We start from the raw sequence: 20215 nt of genomic DNA on the forward strand, positions 1-20215 counted from the left end.
GACGTTCGGCGTTCGGCGTTCGGCGCTCGATGTTCGGCGTGCGATGCGCGCTATCCCGAGCGCAAAAGCCGCGAACTCACCCCGGCACGCTCAAGCTCGCCTGCGCGCCGCCGCCCTCGCGATTCGCAAGCGCCGCCTCGCCGCCGTGCAGCGACGCGACTTCGGCCACGAAGCACAAGCCCAGCCCGCTGCTGCGGCTGCCGCCGGCCGGGCGCGGCAGCGAATAGAAGCGCTCGAACACGCGGCCGAGCGCGTAATCGGGCACGCCCGGGCCGCGGTCGCCGACTTCGATGCGCTGGCGGTCGCCGTCGCGGCGCAGGCGCAGCGCGATCTCGCCGCCCGCGGGCGAGAAGTCGGCGGCGTTGTCGATCAGGTTGACCAGCGCCTGGCGCAGCAGGAACGCGTCGCCCTGCACCGCCGGCAGGTTCGGCTCCAGGTCCAGCAGCAGTTTCGCGCCGCTGTCGCGCAGGCGCTGCGCGCAATGCCCGGCCGCTTCCTGGGCGATCGCCGCCAGCGCCACCGGCTCGGGCCGCTCCAGGCTCTGGCGGTGTTCGACCGCGGCCAGCGCCAGCAGCTTGTCGATCATCTGCGCCAGGCGTTCGGCCTGGGCGCGGATGCTGCCGGCGAAGCGGGCGCGGTCGGCATCGGCCATACCGCCCTCGCCGAGCGGCGATTCCAGCAGTTCGGCGCTGCCGCGGATCGCCGCCAGCGGGCTCTTCATCTCGTGGGTCAGCGTGTGCACGTACTGCTCGACGTACTGCTTGCCCTCCAGGCGCGAGCGCATCGTCTCCAGCGCGCGGCCGAGGTCGCCGAATTCGCCGGCCGCGTCCGGCGCGGTCGCGCGCGCGCCGGCGGTGACCGCGTTGGCGTAGCGCCGCAACAGCCCGATCTGGCGCGACAGCCACCACGACACGCCGACCCCGACCAGCAACGCCGCGCCCATCAGCACGAAGCCCCAACGCGCGACCACGCCCTGGCTGCGGGCGATGAACGGCGCGATCGCGCTGTTGGGCTTGGCCACGCTCAGCGCGCCGACGATGCGGCCGTCGTCGTCGCGGATCGGCGCGGCCACGTGCATCACCGTGTCGTCGGGATTGCCGGCCGCGTCCGGGCTGGAACGCGCGCCGTAGCGCCCGCGCAAGGTCAGATAGACATCGTTCCAGCGCGAATAATCCTGGCCCACGTCGCGCCCGGAACTGTCGAACACCACGATGCCGCGCGCGTCGGTGACGTAGACGCGGTAGCTCGACGAGCGCTTGCGGAAGCCCCAGATCGCCGCGCCGACGTCGCGCGCGGACAGCGCGCGCACGCGCTTGGCGAAATCGCCCTGGTCGATGCGCCCGGCCAGGAAATCGTCGGCGGCCAGTTCGGCCAGCACGTTGGCGGTGTCGACCAGGGTGTCTTCCATCGCCTGGCGCACGCCCGGCTTGACCTCGGCCACGAACACCCGCGCCAGCAGGGTCGCGGCCAGCGCCACGATCAGGAAATACCCCAGGAAGATCCGCAGCCCGATGCGCATGCGCGGCTCAGCCGTTGTCCAGCGAATAGCCCAGGCCGCGATGGGTGCGGATCGGGTCGGCCTCGGCGGCGATCTCGCGCAGCTTGGCGCGCAGGGTCTTGATGTGGGTGTCGACGGTGCGGTCGCCGCTGTCGAGCGCGTCGCCCCAGACCCGGTCCATCAGCTGCGCGCGCGACAGCACCGCGCCGGGGCGCTGCAGCAGCGCGGCCAGCAGGCCGTATTCGTAACGGGTCAGGTCCAGCGCCTGGCCGCGGTAGCGGATGCGCTTGCCCTCGGGATCGTGGGCGAAACCGGGCTCGGGATCGGCCGCGGCCGCGACGCCGGCGCCGCCGTTGCCCGCGCCGGCGCGGCGCAGCACCACGCGCACGCGGGTCGCCAGTTCGCGCGGCGAGAACGGCTTGGTGACGTAATCGTCGGCGCCGATCTCCAGGCCGAGGATGCGGTCGGCCTCGGCGTTCTGCGCGGTCAGGAAGATCACCGGCAGGTCGCGCCCGCGGCGCAACTCGCGGCACAGGGCGAAGCCGCCGATGTCGGGCAGGCCGATATCGAGCACGGCCAGGTCGAACGGCGCGCGCGCGACCTCGCGCAGGGCCTCGCCGCCGGTGAGGCAATGCACCGCCTCGAAGCCTTCCGCGCGCAGCGCGTAGAGCACGGTGTCGGCGATGGCGGATTCGTCTTCTACCAGGAGGATGCGCATGGATCGGAGCAGGGAAATGAAGGGAAACCGGGCCGATCGGGCAACGGCGGCGACGCCGGGGCATGATGCCCTGCCGCCGTCGGCCCGACCGCGGACGGCACAGGCGGCATAATGCCCCATCCCAGGTCGGCCCCGCCGTCCCGGGTTCCCCTCTTTCCCGGTCGCCGCATGAACTACCGCCACGCCTTCCACGCCGGCAACCACGCCGACGTGCTCAAGCACATCGCCCTGCTCGCCCTGTGCGATGCGCTGACCGCCAAGCCGGCGCCGCTGTTCGCCCTGGACACCCACGCCGGGCGCGGGCTGTACGCGCTGGACGGCAACTCGGCGCAGCGCACCGGCGAGGCCGAGGGCGGGATCGGCCGGCTGCTGGCCGAGGCGCCCAAGCAGCCGCTGATCGGCCGCTACCTCGCCGCGGTGCGCGCCTGCCGCCAGGCGCACGGCGCGGCCGCCTATCCGGGCTCGCCGTGGCTGCTGGCGCACGCGCTGCGCGCCGACGACCGCATCGCCGCCTGCGAACTGCAGCCGGAAGAGGCGGCCCAGCTCAAGCACGCCTTCGCCGGCGACGAGCGCGTGGCCGCGCACCAGCGCGACGGCTACGCGGCGATGAAGGCGCTGCTGCCGCCGCGCATCGGCGAAACCCGCTACAACCGCGGCCTGGTCCTGATCGACCCGCCGTTCGAGGCGCAACTGGCCGAGTTCGACACCGCCCTGGCCGCGCTGCGCGACGCCCTGGGCCGCTGGCCGCAGGGCGTGTACGCGCTGTGGTACCCGATCAAGCGCCGGCGCGCGCTGCAGCCGTTCTACCGCCGCGCCGCGACCCTGCCGGCCAAGTCGGTCATGACCGCCGAACTGCTGGTGCGCGCCGACGACTCGCCGCTGCGCATGAACGGCAGCGGGCTGCTGGTGCTCAACGCGCCATGGCATTTCGACCAGCAACTGCAGGCGGTCCTGCCGACGCTGGCGCGCACGCTCGGCGAAAGCGCGGACGCCGCCGGCGCGGTGCAATGGTTGAAGCAGCCCGAATAGAAGCAGCCCAGACAGAAGCAGCCAGACAGAAGCAGCCAGACAGAAGCAACCCGGATCGGCCGACGTGCGGCCGGGCGCGCAAGCGTCTCCCGCAATCGCGCGCTGCAGCGCAGCGAAAATCACGCCGACGTTCTCGCTCTCTCCGTAGCGCCGCCCATCCGCGGTTGCACTCCGGCGCATCCGCGCGCGCACGAGGATGCGCAGCAATCGCCGGGTCTTGTCGCGCCGAAGCCACTTTGCGGTGGCGCGCCCGATGCCTGATCCGCGCGATCGGCCGAACGGCGGTTGCCGTGTCCGCACGCGCTGCCGTAAGACCGAGGCAGCCCAACGACGGGCTCAGACCAAGGATTCGGCCATGCTCAGCAAGCACCTCGCCCTGCTCGCCTTCGCCTTCGCGTTCGCCCTGGGCGCCAGCGCGACCGCATTTCCGGTCGCCGCCGCCGGCTGCAGCGGGCACGGCGTGCTGAAGTGCGAAGCGACGCTGCGCGCCTGCCTGCGAACCGGCGGCGACCCGGCCGGCTGCTGCGCGCGCTACGAACGCTGCATGATCGACGCCCACTGCGAACCGGTCTCGTGCGAGGTCTAGCCTCGTGTGAGGTCTAGCCTCGCGCGAGGCCTGGCCGCCGACCGCCGCTCAGGCCCGCCTCAGTAGCAGTCCCAGTGATACGACACGCGGCTGAAGTCCGCGCGCGCCAGGTCGTCGGGATCGATGAAGAAATTGGCGATGCCCGAATCGCCCCACATCATCTCGTCGTCGCTGTCGAGCTGGAACAGCAGCACGCGGCGGTCGCCGGATTCGCGCGGGTCGCTCTGGGTGAACTGCGGGTGGCCGCCGAGCTTGTGGCCGCCGCGGTCGAGGTAGTCCGCGACCTGGTCGGTGAGTTCTTCCGGGCTGTCCTTGGCCTGCGGATGCTCGCGCAGGTACCGCTCGGCCAGCTCCGCGGGATCGCCGCCCAACACCTCGTTCGCCTCGACGTCGCTGTTGCCGATGCTTTCGTAATCGGCGGCGAACGTCATCCGCCTCGGCTTGGCCGGATCGAACGGCAACCGGTCGCTGGCCGCGCCCGCGGGCGGCGCGAGCGCGGGCGCCGACGCATCGGCCCAATACGCCACGCGGAAGCCTTTCTGCTGCGCCAGCGCGCGCATGCGGTCGCCGCGGTCGGCGGCGTCGAGCGCGGCGCCGTAGTAGTCGTCGCCGCTGATGAAGAACTGCAGCAGGCCGCGCTCGGGATAACCGGGCATCTTCGGCGCGGCGGCCAGATCGATCTGCGCCAGCAGGCTCATCGGCCGGCCCTGCGGATCGCGCGGATACTCGCGCCCGGCCGCCCAGTAGGCGCGGCCGCCGACCTTGCTGGCCTTGAGTTCGTCGGCCGCCATCGGCTCCAGCGCGATGCGCGCCACCGCGCGTCGGCTACGCTCCAGCGCCGGCGCGGCCGGGGCCAGCGCGGCCTTGGCCAGGCAGTCGTCGCCGTCGTCCTGGCCGCAGCGGGAGGCCGACGCCTTGGCGCCGCGCGGCGCGCCGGTCTTGCCCGCCTCGCCGCCGGGCAGCGGGACGGTCATCGTGTGGCCGCCGGCCTGCTTGATCCGCCGGTCGAGCAGGTAAAGGCCGCCGCCGACCGCGCCGAGCATCGCCGCCACGATCGCGGCCGACAACAGCACCGCCTTGCCGGTATTCATCGCATTCCCCCGATTCTCCAAATTCGCCCGATTCGCCCGATTCGCCGCGCGATCGCGGACCTGGCGCGATTATCGCCGCCGCGCGGCGCGCAAACGAAAAGCCCGGCGCGAGGCCGGGCTGTTTCGCGCATCGCCGCGGCTCACGCCGCCGGCTTGTGGTCCGGCTCGAAGAAGCTCCAGCGCACTTCCGGGAACGCCTGCTTCATCGCCCGCTCGACCGTGTTGATCTGCTCGGTCAGGCCGGCCACGCTGTGCTCCTCGCGCATCTGCGCCTGCACCGAGACCATCACTTCGTTGCCCAACTGCAGGGTGATCAGGCTGATCACCCGGCCGATCTCCGGGCGCGCGTCGAGGAACTCGCGGATCTGCTGCTGGCGCAGCGGATCGACACTCTGGCCGATCAGCATCGCCTTGACCTCGATGGCGACGAACACCGCCACGATGATCAGCAGCGCGCCGATGCTGACGGTGCCGATGGCGTCCCAGATCGGGTTGCCGGTGACCACGGTCATCATCACCGCGCCCAGCGCCAGCACCAGGCCCAGCAGCGCGGCCAGGTCCTCGCCGAAGATCACCACGAGTTCGGCCTGGCGGCTCTCGCGGAACCATTGCCACAGCGAACGCTGGCCGCGCGCCTTGTCGACTTCCTGCAGGCAGGCGCGCATCGAGATCGCCTCGGCGACGATGCCGAACGCCAGCACGCCGGCCGCCCACCACCACTGCTTCAGCGGCTCGGGGTGCTGCAGTTTGTGGATGCCTTCGTACAGCGAGAACATGCCGCCGACGGTGAACAGCATCACCGCGACCAGGAACGACCAGAAGTAGATCGCCTTGCCGTAGCCCAGCGGATAATCCGGCGACGGCGGGCGCTTGGCCTGCTTGAGGCCGAGGATCAGCAGACCCTGGTTGCCGCAGTCGGCGAGCGAGTGGACGGTCTCGGCCAGCATCGCGCTGGAGCCGGTGAAGAACGCAGCCACGCCCTTGGCGACCGCGATCGCGAAATTGGCGCCGAGCGCGAACAAGATCGCGCGGGTCGAATCACCACCACCTGCCATGACTGAACTGCTCCTTGGGTCCGAGGCGGCGGAGTCTAGCATTGCCGATGCTGGCGGTTGAGTGGCCCAGGTAAGGCCCGCGCTGACGCGTGCGCGGCGGGCACGGGCGATGCGCGCAGGCAGCATTCGCGAGGGCGCGGCGATGAGCCTGCGTTCGCGGGGTCGAGACCGGCCGGCGTGGTTGCCGGGTCGTGCCGATGCGGGCGGAGGCTCAGGCCGGCACGGGAGGTCGCGCTTCGATGCAGCCCAGGGATTCCCACGTTCGCGGGACCGACGTTGCTTAAGCTTTCGGCGAAAACCAAGCGCCGTCATTCCCGCGAACGCTGGAATCCGGAGCCGCCGGCGCCCTGCCCCGGCACGCGCCGGCTTCGCGCCCGGCCGACAACCGTGGGAGGGCCTTCAGGCCCGATGCTTTCCTCTCAGACCCGGGCAGTCCCAGCGAAGCCTAGGCCCCCGACGCACCCGCCACCGCCCCCGTGCCGGCCGTCCGCCCACAGCGGCCTCCCCGGCACCGACGCCACGCCCGTCGGGCAGCCATTGCCAGCCCGCTTTCACGCGGCCATCATGCGGAAGCCGCTCGCCGCCGTTCAGCGACGGCCGCACCCGCAAACCGCCGTAACGGCCCGGCAGGGCCCACCCTTCACCTTGCCGGACGCGCATTCAGGCTGTTCAGCGTCGCTGGGGTCCCGGCATGAGGCCGCGATCCGGATGAAGGGCCAAGTTCGTCACAATGTGCCACTATCCGCCCATGGCCACGCGTGAACGTCTACCGCCCTGGCATGAACGCCAGCGTCTTCCCAACGGGCGCGAGGTCCTGATCCGCCCGGTCAGGCCCGAAGATGCCGAGCCTCTGCGCGCCGGATTCGCCCTGCTCCAGCCCGACGAAGTGCGCCAGCGCTTCCTGTACGCGCTCAAGGAGCTGACCCCCGAGATGGCCGAGCGCTTCACCCGGGTCGACCCGCGCACCGAGTTCGCCCTGGTCGCGGCCGAGCCGCTGCCGCCGGGCGAGGCCCTGGTCGGCGCGGTGGCGCGGGTCGCCATCGACGAGCGCACCCAGGACGCCGAGTTCGCGATCCTGGTCAGCCGCTACATCGCCAACATGGGCCTGGGCCGCTATCTGATGACCCGCTTGGTGAAGTGGGCCCGCGGCAAGAAGGTCCACCGGCTCTACGGCGACGTGTTCGAGCACAACACGCCGATGCTGTCGCTGGCCCAGTCGCTGGGCTTCGAACGCGAGTTCCACCAGGATTCGCCGGGCCTGATCCGGGTCTCGCTGGACCTGCGCAGCAAGCCCCCCGCCGAAGGGACCGCCGGCGGCTGATCCGCGCCGTTCCGGATCGCATCGCCTCGAATCGCGCGATCCTGGATCGCGCCGCTTGCGCTGTCGCCGTCGGGATCGCCTGTCTTGAAGGCCGCGCTGTCGCGCTGGGCGCGAAATGACGGCGCCGCGCGTATCCCGCCGCCCCGCTTCGATTCACTCCGCACCGATCCGCTCGCCCCACACCGATCCGCGCCGTCCGCCGCCACGCGCGGCGACGGCGGACGGACGCGTTTCACTCAATTGCGCTATCCGCGCCGGCCGCTCAGAACGGCATCGGCACGTTGCCGATGTCGTCGCACAGGACCGTGGTGTTGTCCGAATACGGGCCGTACTGGCCGATCACCTGGCCGTTGGCGCCGGGGCAATCGCCGTACATGCTGACCCCGACCAACTGGGTGCGCGCGGCGTCGTTGTAATAGCTGGTGACCGACACCGGGCTCGGCGGGTTGGGGCCGACGGCCCAGGCCGAGGCGGACACCAGCGCGGCGGCCAGCAATACGGCGATGCGGGAACGATTCGACATGCGGGATTTCCTCCTTGAAACGATGGGTGGGCAGGCCGGTATAGCGTGCCGGCGTCCGCGCTTCCGCGACCGTGCGCGCAAAGCGCGCGCCCCGGCGCGGCCCCGCGGCCCGAAGCGCGACGGAACCCATCTCGGCGGATCGGATACCAACGCACGGGCCGCGACCGGGCCGCGGCCCGTGCGGGCGGCTCAGTTCTGGCCGCAGGACACGTACTGGTAGGTGAAACGCGGGGTGGTCACGCCGGAGTTGTGCGGCTGCAGGCCCGGGCAACCGCCTTGGTAACGCATGCCGACCACCACGTCCTGGCCGCTCTCGTTCTTGGCGTAGTAGGTGTAGATCAACCAGCCGCCGCCGTTGGGCGGGGGCACCGGCAGCGCCAGGCTGCTCAACGAAAACACACAGCCGGCCACGATGAGCGCGGCGACGGCGGCGCGCCGCAGCGCGCGATGACGGTGATTCCTTTGCATGTCCTGCCTCCTTGAGGTCCTTCGGGATGGTTCGTCTGTCCATGGAGTCGCTTGCGCGGCCGCGCGAACGGCCGCTCGCGCAGGCTAGCACCGGCGCTTGCGCGCGCTGCGACCGTACATCCGCTGCCGCGCAGGCGACTGCCGCGCGGGCTCACAAAAGTCACCGGCCGTGCATGACCGGCCGCAGCGGCGGGCCGCGCCGGCACGCGATACGCTTGTTTCGGCGCGGTCCGTCCCCAATTCGAACCCCGTCTCCGCCCCACTCCGGCGCCGGCCGCGGCCGGGGTGACGGCCCCTTCCGCTGCGGCTAACCTAGCCGCCCCCAGCGAACTCCTCCGCACGTGCCCGCTCTTCTGCCCAAGACCGGCCAGCAGCGCGCCTGGTGGCGCGCGCCGGCCTCGCCCTCCGCGCTGGCCTGGGCGATCGCCCGCGCCGCCGCCGAACACGACGCCCCGCTGCTGGCGATCGCCCGCGACAACCACGGCGCGCACCAACTCGAAGCCGACCTGCGCACCCTGCTCGGCGCCGCCGGCGCCCACGACGGCGCGCTGCCGGTGCTGCCGTTCCCGGATTGGGAAACGCTGCCCTACGACGTCTTCAGCCCGCATCCGGACATCGTCTCGCAGCGCCTGTCCGCGCTGCACCGCCTGCCCACGCTCAAGCGCGGCATCGTGGTGGTGCCGGTGCAGACCCTGCTGCAACGGCTGGCGCCGCTGCGCCACGTGGTCGGCGGCAGCTTCGACGTGCGCGTCGGCCAGCGCCTGGACCTCGACGGCGAAAAGCGCCGGCTCGAATCGGCCGGCTACCGGCACGTACCGCAGGTGCTCGATCCCGGCGACTTCGCCGTGCGCGGCGGCCTGCTCGACGTCTACCCGATGGGCGCGGATTCGCCGTTCCGGGTCGAGCTGCTCGACGACGAGATCGAGACCATCCGCGCGTTCGATCCCGAATCGCAGCGCTCGCTCGACAAGATCCAGCGCGTGCACCTGCTGCCGGGCCGCGAAGTGCCGCTGGACGAGGCCTCGCTCAAGCGCGCGCTGGACGCGCTGCGCGAACGCTTCGACCTCGACACCCGCCGCAGCGCGCTGTACCAGGACCTCAAGGCCGGGCTGGCGCCGTCGGGCATCGAGTACTACCTGCCGCTGTTCTTCGAACAGACCGCGACCCTGTTCGATTATCTTTCCGCCGACGCGCTGCCGGTGATCGCCGACGGCGCGCTGGAGGCCGCCGACGCGTTCTGGGCCCAGACCGGCCAGCGCTACGAGCAGCGCCGCCACGACATCGAACGGCCGCTGTTGCCGCCGGACCAGCTCTATCTGAGCCCGGTCGGCCTGCGCGAACGGCTCAACCAGGGCGCGCGCATCGAACTGTGCGGCGAGCAGCACGCGCAGCGTTCGCGCGCGATCGCGCTCGGCGACCAGCCGGCGCCGAGCCTGCCGGTGGCCGCGCGCGACGCCGCGCCGGCGCAGGCGCTGAAGTCGTTCTTGTCGAGCTATCCCGGCCGCGTGCTGGTCGCCGCCGACAGCGCCGGCCGCCGCGAGGCGCTGCTGGAAGTGCTGCAATCGGCCGGCCTGCGCCCGGACGTGGTCGCCGACTGGAGCGCGTTCCAGGCCGGCGATGCGCGCTTCGCGATCGCGGTGGCGCCGCTGGACGACGGCTTCGCCACCGACGATCCGGCGCTGGCGGTGCTGACCGAACGCCAGCTGTTCCCCGAACGCGCCTCGCAGCCGCGCCGGCGCAAGCGCGCCGGGCGCGAGCCCGAGGCGATCATCCGCGACCTCGGCGAGTTGTCCGAGGGCGCGCCGATCGTGCACGAGGACCACGGCGTCGGCCGTTACCGCGGCCTGATCGTGCTCGAAGCCGGCGGCCAGCCCGGCGAATACCTGGAAATCGAATACGCCAAGGGCGACCGGCTGTACGTGCCGGTCGCGCAACTGCACCTGATCAGCCGCTACTCCGGCGCGTCGGTGGAAACCGCGCCGCTGCATTCGCTCGGCGGCGAGCAGTGGACCAAGGCCAAGCGCAAGGCCGCGGAGAAAGTCCGCGACGTCGCCGCCGAACTGCTCGAGATTCAGGCCAAGCGCCAGGCCCGCGCCGGCCTCGCGCTGGACGTCGACCGGGCCATGTACGAGCCGTTCGCGGCGGCGTTCCCGTTCGAGGAAACGCCCGACCAGCATTCCTCGATCGAGGCGGTGATCCGCGACCTCGGCAGCAGCCAGCCGATGGACCGCGTGGTCTGCGGCGACGTCGGCTTCGGCAAGACCGAAGTCGCGGTGCGCGCGGCCTTCGTCGCCGCCGCCGCCGGCAAGCAGGTCGCGGTGCTGGTGCCGACCACGCTGCTGGCCGAGCAGCACTACCGCAATTTCCGCGACCGCTTCGCCGACTGGCCGCTCAAGGTCGAAGTGCTGTCGCGCTTCAAGACCGGCAAGGAGATCAAGGCCGAGCTGGAGAAACTGACCGAAGGCAAGATCGACGTGGTCGTCGGCACCCATCGGCTGCTGCAGAACGACGTGCGCTTCAAGGACCTGGGCCTGGTCATCGTCGACGAAGAGCAGCGCTTCGGCGTGCGCCAGAAGGAAGCGCTGAAGGCGCTGCGCGCCAACGTGCACTTACTGACGCTCACCGCCACGCCGATCCCGCGCACGCTGAACATGGCGATGGCCGGCCTGCGCGATCTCAGCATCATCGCCACCCCGCCGGCGCACCGGCTGGCGGTGCAGACCTTCGTCGTGCCCTGGGACGACATGCAGCTGCGCGAGGCGTTCCAGCGCGAGCTCTCGCGCGGCGGCCAGGTGTATTTCCTGCACAACGACGTGGAAAGCATCGGCCGGATGAAGCGCCAGCTCGAAGAACTGGTGCCGGAAGCGCGCATCGGCATCGCCCACGGCCAGATGGCCGAGCGCGAGCTGGAGAGCGTGATGCTCGACTTCCACAAGCAGCGCTTCAACGTGCTGCTGTGCACGACCATCATCGAGTCGGGCATCGACATCCCCAACGCCAACACCATCATCATGAACCGCGCCGACAAGTTCGGCCTGGCCCAGCTGCACCAGTTGCGCGGCCGCGTCGGCCGCTCGCACCATCGCGCCTACGCCTACCTGGTGATCCCCGACCAGCGCTCGATCACCGCCGACGCGCAAAAGCGGCTGGAGGCCATCGCGTCGATGGACGAACTCGGCGCCGGCTTCACCCTGGCCACCCACGACCTGGAAATCCGCGGCGCCGGCGAACTGCTCGGCGAGGACCAGAGCGGGCAGATGGCCGAGGTCGGCTTCAGCCTGTACACCGAGTTGCTGGAACGCGCGGTGCGCTCGATCCGCCAGGGCAAGCTGCCGGACGTGGATTCCACCGACGCGCGCGGCGCCGAAGTCGAGCTGCACATCCCGGCGCTGATTCCCGAGGACTACCTGCCCGACGTGCACACCCGCCTGACCCTCTACAAGCGCGTCAGCGGCGCGCGCAGCAGCGAGGAGCTGCGCGAGTTGCAGGTGGAAATGATCGACCGCTTCGGCCTGCTGCCGGATGCGGCCAAGCACCTGTTCGCGGTCGCCGAACTCAAGCTCGGCGCGACCGCGCTGGGCATCCGCAAGCTCGACCTCGGCGACAAGGGCGGGCGCCTGCAGTTCGTCGAACGGCCGAACGTCGACCCGTTGTCGATCATCAAGATGATCCAGGGCCAGCCCAAGCTCTACCAGATGGACGGCCCCGACAAACTGCGGATCAAGCTCGAACTGCCCGACGCGCCGGCGCGGCTGGCGGCGGCGAAGGGATTGCTGACCCTGCTCGATACCAAGCACTGAGCGTTCCGGGGCTCGCGATACGCCGAGCCCATGGAGCGCGGCCGCGACGCCTCGGTTCGCGAGCGCGACATCGAGCCTGCGGCGCGACCGGCCGCCGCGCGGTCGCGGCTCGCGCCGCTCCTACAGGCAGCGCACGACGCAACGCGGACGCCCGCCGCAAGCCCCTGTAGGAGCGGCGCAAGCCGCGACCGCGACACCGCACCTACGACGCCCCCTCAACCCGTCTCGCAAACCGCAGTACAAAAAGCACTGTCGCCGCTACCCAGCGCGCCGTAGCCTGCGCACCCGCCCTCCCGAGCCGCGCGCATGCTCCGCACTTCGCTCCCGCTCGCCGTCCTGCTGCTCGCCGCCATGCCCAGCCACGCCGCCACGCCGCTGAAGACCCAACTGCCGCAACGCACCGTCCTCAACCTCGCCGCCGCCGAGCGCATCGCCGCGGCCGCCGCGGCCGAGGCCCGCGCGCAGGGTCTGACGGTCTCCATCGCCGTCGTCGATGAAGCCGGCCGGCTGATGCATTTCCAGCGCATGGACGGCACCCCCAATTCCAGCGTCGAGGTCGCCATCGGCAAGGCCGTGCACGCGGCCGACTATCGCCGCGACAGCAGTTTCCACCAGAAGCTGCTCGAAGACGGCAACCACGTCGTGCTGGCGCTGCCGCATTCGCTGCCGATCGAAGGCGGCGTGCGCCTGCTGCTCGACGGCCAGACCATCGGCGGCATCGGCGTGTCCGGCGCGCAGGCGGCGCAGGACGGGCGCATCGCCCAGGCCGGCGCCGACCTGCTCAAGTAAGCTGCGGACTCGCAGACAACCGCAGGAGCCAGCATGGATCGGATCGCAGCCTTCGCCGTCGCCGTCGCCGCGGCCACGGCCCTCGCCGGTTGCGCCAGCGCGCCGGCCGCGCCGTCGTCCCCCGCCGCGCGCTACATCGTGGTGCGGCATGCCGAGAAAGCCAGCGACGACCCGCGCGACCCCACGCTCTCCGCCGCCGGCCTCGAGCGCGCGCAGCGCCTGGCCGCGCGCCTGCGCGAGGAACCGCTCGGCGCGGTCTACGTCACCGGCTACCGCCGCACCCTGCAGACCGGCGAACCCGCCGCGCGCGGGCACGGCCTGACGCCCATCGTCTACGACGCGAAGTCGCCGGCCGCGCAATTCGCCGCGCAACTGCGGCGCGAGCGTCCCGCCGGCGCCACGCTCGTGGTCGGCCACAGCAACACCGCGCCCGACATCGCCGCCGCGCTGTGCGCCTGCGCGGTCGAGCCGATGCCGGAAACCGAATACGACCGGCGCATGATCGTCGACCTCGACGCGCAAGGCCGCGCCACGCTGCGGATCGAACGCGACCGCTGAACGCGGCCTTCGGTCGTGCGCGGATGCTGCATGCCGACGCCGCGCCGGCGCGCACGAACGCCCACGCCGGCGCGCGAAAGTGATCGTGCGCGCAGGCGCGCCATCCGCGGCTGGACGGCGCGACGCGGATCGCCGAGGATCGGCCGCGCCAGCCCGCCGCGCGCCGCCCGGCGCGCATCGCCACAAGACCAGGCCGCCGCCAGGAGCCCGCCGATGAAATCCGCCCCGTTCGCCGCCTCGCTCGCCTGCGCGCTCGCGCTGTCCGCCTGCGCCCATGCCGGCGCCGGCGGCGACCGCGCGCTCGCCGCCGGCGAAGCGACGCAGTTGCGCCCCGGCGACAGCGTCGCCCTGCCCGACCGTTCGCGCCTGCGTTTCGTCGAAGTGACCAGCGATTCGCGCTGCCGTCCCGGCCTGCAGTGCATCCGCGCCGGCGAAGCGGTGCTGGCGTTCGAACTCAGCGGCGGCGACGGCGCCAAGACCGCGCTGTCGTTCGACACCTCCGCGCCGCAACCGCGCCAGCGCGCCGGCGCGTGGACGTTCGAGCTGCAGTCGCTGGATTTCGCCGAGCCGCCGCAGGCGACGGTGAAGCTCGAAGCTGAATAACCCTGCGATTTGGGCGAAAAGCGTCGGGCCTGAAGGCCCTCCCACAAGAGCAGTCCGGCCTCTTCAGTGCCGATGCGACCGCTCTTGTGGGAGGGCCTTCAGGCCCGACGCCTTTCGATCAAGCCGCCACACCACTCCATCTCCTGCAACACCGAGTTGCGCACCCAGTTGCAAGATTGCAGCCAGGACGTGCCAATCTGCAGCCATCAGTCCTGCAGGAGAGCCCGTCCATGACCACGATCGTCGCCCCGCGCGTCCACGACCTCGGCGGTTTCCAGGTGCGCCGCGCCGTGCCCAGCCTGCAGGCCCGCTCGGTCGGGCCGTTCGTGTTCGTCGATCACATGGGCCCGGCCGAATTCGCGCCCGGCCAGGGCATCGACGTACGTCCGCATCCGCACATCGGCCTGGCCACGGTGACGTTCCTGTGGGCCGGCGCGATCGGCCACCGCGACACCCTCGGCAGCGTCCAGGACATCCATCCCGGCGACGTCAACTGGATGACCGCCGGCCGCGGCATCGCCCATTCCGAACGCACGCCCGACGCGCCGCGCGCCGCCGGCCAGGCCGTGCACGGCCTGCAGACCTGGGTCGCGCTGCCGCGCTCGTTCGAGGAAACCGCGCCGGCCTTCCACCACCACCCGGCCGCGACCCTGCCGCAGCAGCGCCGCGACGGCGCCTGGCTGCGCATCGTCGCCGGCCGCGGCTTCGGCGAAGAATCGCCGGTGCGGGTGTTCGCCGACACGCTCTACGTCGCGATCGATCTCGACCCCGGCAGCGAACTGGACATCGAGGACAGCCACGCCGAGCGCGCCCTGTACGTGCTGGAAGGCGAGTCGCAGCTCGACGGCGCCGATCTGCCGGAGAAGCATCTGGTCGTGCTCGATCCGGGCACCCGCCCGCGCCTGCGCGCCAAGACCCCGCTCAAGGCCATGCTGCTCGGCGGCGAGCCGCTCGACGGCCCGCGCCACCTGTGGTGGAACTTCGTGTCCAGTTCGCGCGAGCGCATCGAACAGGCCAAGCAGGATTGGGCCGAAGGCCGCTTCGGCCAGATCCCGGGCGAACACGAGTTCATCCCCTTGCCCGAGCGCTGAGCTCGCCCGGCCCACGCCCTTTTCCCGTCGCGCCCGAAACTTTTACCGAAACTGCCGCATGACTGCGCGGCAGCGTTTGTCAATCCCCACAAACTCGACTATGGTCACAGCGGAAGGCTCGCAACACCGCTTAGACCAAACATCCGTGTTCCAGGGGGACGTGTCGTGAAGTCATGGGGGAAGGGCCGCGCACTGCCGTGGCTGGGGTTGTTGTTCGTCTTGTGCGCCAGCGCCAAGGCCCAGGAAGCGCCGTCGGCCGAACCGCCGCAGGGCAATTGCCCGCTGCTGCCGGCCTCGACCGGCCTGCACTGGGAATACCGCGGCACCGCCGACTCGGATTTCTGCCGCGCGCTGCGCGAGGACGGCAGCGAGGCGTTCGGCCTGTACATCGCCGACAAGTCGCCGTTCCAGCCGCGACGCGGCGACCGCGTCGAAGAGGCCACCATCGACGGCAAGCAGATCCACTGGTATCGCAGCCAGATCGCCGGAAAGCCCGATGTGCAGGCGCGCGAGACCCTGATCGAAGTCGGCAACGGCAAGCTCGCCCACATCTGGGTGCAGGCGCAGTCGGCGGACCAGCTCAAGGAGGCCCTCGGTCAGACCGAGGGGCTGCGATTTCAGTCGGCCCGACTGAGCCGCAAGTAAACCCGGCCGTCACAACCCGAATGGTTCGATGCCACCGTCCTCGCGACGGTGGCGTCGTTTTGCCGGTTCAGTCTGAAATTTTGTGACGGATTGCACATTTTTTCAGGTTCGAGCAGCATGAGAATCGGCCTGGCTGAACAGGGTCTGCGTCAACGCCGCTCCCTGCCAGACAGGCGCACACCAGGCGTGATCGTCGATCCCGGGGCCGCTGCCTCTCGCGAGAGAGCCGCCTTTTATCCACCAAGGAAAGACGATCATGATCAAGCGACTGGGTGCGGAGTTCATCGGTACCTTCTGGCTGGTGCTCGGCGGCTGCGGCAGCGCCGTGCTCGCGGCCAACTTCGGCGGCGCCGGCAACCCGCTCGGCATCGGCCTGCTCGGCGTGGCGCTGGCCTTCGGCCTGACCGTGCTGACCGGCGCCTACGCGCTGGGCCACATCTCCGGCGGCCACTTCAACCCCGCGGTGAGCTTCGGCCTGTGGGCCGGCGGCCGGTTCCCGGCCAAGGACCTGCTGCCGTACATCGTCGCCCAGGTGCTCGGCGCGATCCTCGCCGGCTTCGTGCTGTTCCAGATCGCCAGCGGCACCGGCAGCTTCGTCATCGATCCCAACGCGGCCGGCACCTTCGCCAGCAACGGCTACGACCTGATGTCGCCGGGCGGCTACTCGGCCTCGGCGGCGTTCCTGACCGAAGTAGTGATGACCGCGATGTTCCTGGTGATCATCCTCGGCGCCACCCACAAGAACGCGCCGGCCGGCTTCGCCCCGATCGCGATCGGCCTGGGGCTGACCTTGATCCATCTGATCAGCATCCCGGTGACCAACACGTCGGTGAATCCGGCGCGCTCGACCGGCGTAGCGCTGTTCGCCGGCGCGGCGGCGCTGAGCCAGCTGTGGATGTTCTGGGTCGCGCCGATCGTGGGCGGTTTGATCGGCGGGGCGGTGTATCGGTGGTTGGGCAAGGACGACTGAGCGTCGTCTTCGCACGGAAAAAGCCGCGCGTTCGCGCGGCTTTTTTCTTGGGCGGCCGGTCGCGTCGGCGAATCGCGGCGTGGGCGGGATGCAGCGCAGGTCGTGGCTTCACCTGGCAAAGAGCATAGTCCGGCCCTAGCCCGTCATTGCGGCGAACGCCGCAATCCATTTTGATCCGGCTGTTGCTGTTGTCCTTGTTGCTGTTGCCGTTGCTATTGGCTCGGACGCAACCTCGCCCGTGGCCCACGCTCCACAGCCCCGGAGGGCGCGCGCATGGATGCGCGCGTGCGCCATGGGGCAGGATGCCCCTTATGGCGCAGCCCCGCGCCCGGTGCTGGACCTAGTGGCTTTTGCCTTAAAACAAGCGTTTTTCTTTGGCTACTTTCTTTTGTCGCGCTGACAAAAGAAAGTAGCTCGGCCGCTTGCGGACGAAAGCTTTTGATGGCGGCTTGTCGTCGCGCAACACATCGATAACGGCGAAAGCAGCGGCAAGGTCAATATGGGTTCCGGCTTTCGCCGGAATGACGGGCGATGGGTTGCGTATCCGATTGTAGGAGCGGCGCGAGCCGCGACCGCGACAATGCAACTACGACGAAACTTTCACTGTGTTTGCGATGGCGCGGTCGCGGCTTGCGCCGCTCCTACAGGGGGGGGGTGCCGCGGTCGGCTTCGTCTTCGTGTGTGCGTACTTGTGACGACAAGCCAAAATCAAGAGCTTCCGTCCGCAAGCGGCCGGGTCACTTTCTTTGTCTTAAGCCACAAAGAAAGTAACCAAAGAAAAGGCCTTAGTTTTTTCGGATCAAGAGCCACTATGGCTCACAGCGGCGCGGGGCCGCGCCATAAGGGGCATCCTGCCCCATGGCGCACGTGCGCATCCATGCGCACGCCCTCCGGGGCTGCGGGACGTGGGCTTCGCGTGGAGTTGCGTCCGAGCGAATAGCAACATCAACGGCAACGGCAACGGCAACAGCAACGGCAAGATCTTTTAGATTCCAGCTATCGCCGGAATGACAACAACGAGGTTTGACGTGAAGTCGGCAGGGTTTCGATGGAACCCGCCCAAGCCCCGCCGTTCGGCGACGCATATTCGACGCGCCTGGGTTACCGCGCCGCCCTCTGCCCCACCGCCACGCCCGCCAGGTCGATCGCGCTCTGCTGCAACTGCGCCGCGATCTTCGCGTCGCCGACGCCATCCGCTGCCTCGAGCATCTGGTACACCGCCTGCAGTTGGCGCAGGCCGCGCGGCGGGACTTTCTTGAGTTTGCCGCCGACGATGACGAAGCCGCCAGCGCCGGCGGCGACGCCGGGCGAGACGTAGCTGGCGACGATCACGAATTGGCGCGGGTCGATGCGGGTGGCCATGGCGTGCTGCTCCTGGTGGAAGCCGCGTCGTGTCCGCGACGCGGTGAAGGCCGCGACGATGCGGCGGGTCGGTGCATCCAGGACAACGCGCGCGCTCCGGCCGCCCGGCCAGCGCGGCGTCGTAACGGCCGCGCAACACCCGCTCGCGCGAAGAGCCCGCACCCACTCGGGCGGCCACCCCGTTTCGATCCGATTCGTTCGCAGGCCCGTACGCACGATCAACACGCTTGCGACTGCTTAATCGACGCGCACGCACCGCCGCGCGACAACGCCGCGCGCACACGAAAAAGGCCACGCCGAAGCGTGGCCTTCCTCTGCGCTACGCTCGCCGCGGCGTCGCCTCGTCGACGATGCCGCGGCGAACCGATCAGAACTTGCCTTCCTGGAAATCCACGAACGCCTGCATGATCTCCTGCTTGGTGTTCATCACGAACGGACCGTAACGCGCCACCGGCTCGCGCAGCGGGCGGCCGCCGACCACGATCAGGCGGCTGCCGCGGCCGATGTCGGCGAGCTTCAAGGTCGAGCCGCCGGCCAGCACCGCCATTTCCTGCGCGTCGACCGCGCGCGCGTCGGTGCTGTCGCCGACCGACACGCCGCCTTCGTAGACGTAGGCGAAGACGTTGTGGCCTTCGGGCAGTTCGTATTCCCACGCCGCGCCGGGCTGCAGTTCGACGTCCAGGTAGACCGGATCGGTCGCCGGCTGCGAGATCGGGCCGCGCGCGTCGCCGAGGCCACCGGCGATCAGCCTGACCCGCACGCCGTCGGCCGGCGCCAACTGCACGATGCGGTCGGGCGCGAACTCCTGGTACTTCGGTTCGGTCATCTTTTCGCGCGCGGGCAGGTTCACCCACAGCTGGAAGCCGCGCATGCGGCCCTGTTCCTGCTCGGGCATCTCCGAATGCACCAGGCCGCGGCCGGCGGTCATCCACTGCACGCTGCCGGGCACCAATACGCCTTCGTTGCCGTGGTTGTCGCGATGGCGCATGCGGCCGTCGAGCATGTAGGTCACCGTCTCGAAGCCACGGTGCGGGTGCTCGGGGAAACCGGCGAGGTAGTCCTCGGGCTGGTCGGTGCCGAACTCGTCGAGCAGCAGGAACGGGTCCAGATCCGGCAGTTGCGGCCCGCCGATGATCCGGGTCAGGCGCACGCCGGCGCCGTCGGACGTGGCCTGGCCGCGCAGCTTGCGGCCGACGCGGGCGTAAGTGGTGGCGGTGGTGGCCATGGGCCTTGCTCCTAGGGGATCGCCGGATTGGCGCTGGGCATAGGATGCCACCACACATTCAGAACAATACCGCCAAAACCGCAATCATCCGTAACAAAAACAGAACGAAAGCAACCGAGAGGTCGGTGAGGGAGCGGCGCAGCCGCGACCGCGAAAACGCAGCCACGCCGAAACCCGCGCCGCGAGCGGCAACCCCGCAGTCGCGGCTTGCGCCGCTCCTACAGGGGCCTGCGCCGGTTACGGCACCGATTCGCGCGAATAGACATACACCGTCGCCGGCGGCACGTTGCGCAGCACGAACTCGCCGCGGCGCACGCGCAGCGACAGTTGCCGCGCGACCGCATCGGCGACCGGCGCGGCCGGGCCGTAGGTGAATTGCACGAACACGCCGTCCGGGCGCAGGCACTGGAACGCGGCGGCGATGATGTCGCGCTGCAGCGGGTGCGGCATGGTCAGCAGGCCGAGCCCGGACACCACCGCATCGGCGGGTCCGCCGCCCAGGTAGCCCTGTTCGCGCGCCAGCGACGGCAGCATGCGCGCATCGCCGAGCAGCACCGGCACGCGCGGGAAACGCACCTGCAGATGGGCGTGCAGTTCCTCGTTGAGCTCCAGCACCAGCAGGTCTTCGTCGCGGATGCCGGCGTCGAGCAAGGCGCGAGTGATCGCGCCGGTGCCGCCGCCGAGTTCGATCACCCGGCGCGCGTCGTCGGGCAGTTCGGCGATCATCGCCGCGGCCAGTTCGGCGCTGGACGGCGCCACCGCGGCCACCCGCAACGGGTTCTTGAGCCACTGGCGGAAGAAGGTCCAGGCGCCGGGCTTGGGTTGCGGCTTCATGCGCGCCCTCGGGCGTGGCGGCGAAAACGACGGCTACGGTCGAGGATCA

General features: G+C 70.5%; 19 protein-coding genes and 1 pseudogene. 11 read left to right on the plus strand and 9 right to left on the minus strand.

Annotated elements, in window-relative coordinates; genetic code table 11:
• Positions 1-76 precede the first annotated feature (76 nt).
• Together creC and creB are read right to left on the minus strand one after the other, a co-directional pair.
• Positions 77-1519, minus strand: a complete 1443-nt coding sequence (gene creC, locus RDV84_RS24100) for a two-component system sensor histidine kinase CreC (RefSeq protein WP_309151878.1) — start codon at positions 1517-1519, stop codon at positions 77-79.
• Positions 1520-1526: 7 nt separating this feature from the next.
• Complete coding sequence (creB, locus tag RDV84_RS24105; protein WP_425606352.1) at positions 1527-2228, minus strand: two-component system response regulator CreB; 702 nt, start codon at positions 2226-2228, stop codon at positions 1527-1529.
• Between the two features lie 156 nt (positions 2229-2384).
• On the opposite strand from creB, the gene RDV84_RS24110 reads away from it, so the two are divergent.
• Positions 2385-3245 carry a 23S rRNA (adenine(2030)-N(6))-methyltransferase RlmJ gene (locus tag RDV84_RS24110; RefSeq protein ID WP_078996422.1) on the plus strand — a complete coding sequence of 287 codons (861 nt, stop codon included), beginning with the start codon at positions 2385-2387 and terminating at the stop codon, positions 3243-3245.
• A 355-nt stretch (positions 3246-3600) separates the two neighbouring features.
• Positions 3601-3831 carry a hypothetical protein gene (locus tag RDV84_RS24115; RefSeq protein WP_309151879.1) on the plus strand — a complete coding sequence of 77 codons (231 nt, stop codon included), beginning with the start codon at positions 3601-3603 and terminating at the stop codon, positions 3829-3831.
• 59 nt (positions 3832-3890) lie between these two features.
• Here the strand turns inward: RDV84_RS24115 and RDV84_RS24120 are convergent, their stop codons facing one another.
• Both RDV84_RS24120 and RDV84_RS24125 read right to left on the minus strand, forming a co-directional pair.
• On the minus strand, positions 3891-4922 hold the full coding sequence (locus RDV84_RS24120; protein WP_309151880.1) for a YwqG family protein: 1032 nt from the start codon (positions 4920-4922) through the stop codon (positions 3891-3893).
• Between the two features lie 140 nt (positions 4923-5062).
• On the minus strand, positions 5063-5977 hold the full coding sequence (locus RDV84_RS24125) for a cation diffusion facilitator family transporter (protein WP_078996420.1): 915 nt from the start codon (positions 5975-5977) through the stop codon (positions 5063-5065).
• Between the two features lie 748 nt (positions 5978-6725).
• On the opposite strand from RDV84_RS24125, the gene RDV84_RS24130 reads away from it, so the two are divergent.
• A complete protein-coding gene (locus tag RDV84_RS24130; protein ID WP_309151881.1) occupies positions 6726-7298 on the plus strand; it encodes a GNAT family N-acetyltransferase in 573 nt (190 codons plus the stop codon).
• Between the two features lie 262 nt (positions 7299-7560).
• Here RDV84_RS24130 and RDV84_RS24135 read toward each other — a convergent pair whose 3' ends face one another.
• Both RDV84_RS24135 and RDV84_RS24140 read right to left on the minus strand, forming a co-directional pair.
• Positions 7561-7821 carry a hypothetical protein gene (locus RDV84_RS24135; protein WP_309151882.1) on the minus strand — a complete coding sequence of 87 codons (261 nt, stop codon included), beginning with the start codon at positions 7819-7821 and terminating at the stop codon, positions 7561-7563.
• Between the two features lie 189 nt (positions 7822-8010).
• Positions 8011-8289: a hypothetical protein gene (locus RDV84_RS24140; protein WP_309151883.1), complete on the minus strand. Its 279-nt coding sequence runs from the start codon at positions 8287-8289 to the stop codon at positions 8011-8013.
• A 341-nt stretch (positions 8290-8630) separates the two neighbouring features.
• On the opposite strand from RDV84_RS24140, the gene mfd reads away from it, so the two are divergent.
• The 8 genes and pseudogenes from mfd to aqpZ all read left to right on the plus strand — a co-directional run bounded on the left by mfd (position 8631) and on the right by aqpZ (position 16745).
• Positions 8631-12089 (plus strand): transcription-repair coupling factor, encoded by a 3459-nt coding sequence (gene mfd, locus RDV84_RS24145; protein WP_309151884.1) that lies wholly within the window; start codon positions 8631-8633, stop codon positions 12087-12089.
• Between the two features lie 306 nt (positions 12090-12395).
• A complete protein-coding gene (locus RDV84_RS24150) occupies positions 12396-12878 on the plus strand; it encodes a GlcG/HbpS family heme-binding protein (protein WP_309151885.1) in 483 nt (160 codons plus the stop codon).
• 33 nt (positions 12879-12911) lie between these two features.
• Entirely contained in the window at positions 12912-13436 is a 525-nt protein-coding gene (locus tag RDV84_RS24155) for a SixA phosphatase family protein (RefSeq protein ID WP_309151886.1), read from the plus strand.
• 213 nt (positions 13437-13649) lie between these two features.
• Positions 13650-14039, plus strand: a complete 390-nt coding sequence (locus RDV84_RS24160) for a hypothetical protein (protein ID WP_309151887.1) — start codon at positions 13650-13652, stop codon at positions 14037-14039.
• Positions 14032-14097, plus strand: a pseudogene (locus tag RDV84_RS27100) (DUF6053 domain-containing protein); the annotation flags it as partial. The gene RDV84_RS24160 and the pseudogene RDV84_RS27100, both read left to right, overlap by 8 nt.
• A gap of 172 nt (positions 14098-14269) precedes the next feature.
• The gene (locus RDV84_RS24165) at positions 14270-15130 is read left to right on the plus strand and encodes a pirin family protein (protein WP_250443733.1); all 861 of its coding nucleotides are present in this window, start codon (positions 14270-14272) and stop codon (positions 15128-15130) included.
• Positions 15131-15295: 165 nt separating this feature from the next.
• Positions 15296-15775, plus strand: a complete 480-nt coding sequence (locus RDV84_RS24170; protein ID WP_309151888.1) for a hypothetical protein — start codon at positions 15296-15298, stop codon at positions 15773-15775.
• 256 nt (positions 15776-16031) lie between these two features.
• Positions 16032-16745: an aquaporin Z gene (gene aqpZ / locus RDV84_RS24175; protein ID WP_309151889.1), complete on the plus strand. Its 714-nt coding sequence runs from the start codon at positions 16032-16034 to the stop codon at positions 16743-16745.
• A gap of 1101 nt (positions 16746-17846) precedes the next feature.
• On the opposite strand, the gene RDV84_RS24180 is transcribed toward aqpZ, so the two are convergent.
• The 3 genes from RDV84_RS24180 to RDV84_RS24190 form a co-directional block, all read right to left on the minus strand.
• A complete protein-coding gene (locus RDV84_RS24180) occupies positions 17847-18332 on the minus strand; it encodes a hypothetical protein (protein WP_309151890.1) in 486 nt (161 codons plus the stop codon).
• Positions 18333-18474: 142 nt separating this feature from the next.
• Positions 18475-19332, minus strand: coding sequence for a pirin family protein (locus RDV84_RS24185; RefSeq protein ID WP_309151891.1), 858 nt, complete (start codon positions 19330-19332; stop codon positions 18475-18477).
• 237 nt (positions 19333-19569) lie between these two features.
• Positions 19570-20166 carry a class I SAM-dependent methyltransferase gene (locus tag RDV84_RS24190; RefSeq protein ID WP_078997284.1) on the minus strand — a complete coding sequence of 199 codons (597 nt, stop codon included), beginning with the start codon at positions 20164-20166 and terminating at the stop codon, positions 19570-19572.
• Positions 20167-20215 lie beyond the last annotated feature (49 nt).

Source organism: Lysobacter yananisis (assembly GCF_031199375.1).
In the GTDB taxonomy this organism is placed as follows: Bacteria; Pseudomonadota; Gammaproteobacteria; order Xanthomonadales; family Xanthomonadaceae; genus Lysobacter; species Lysobacter yananisis.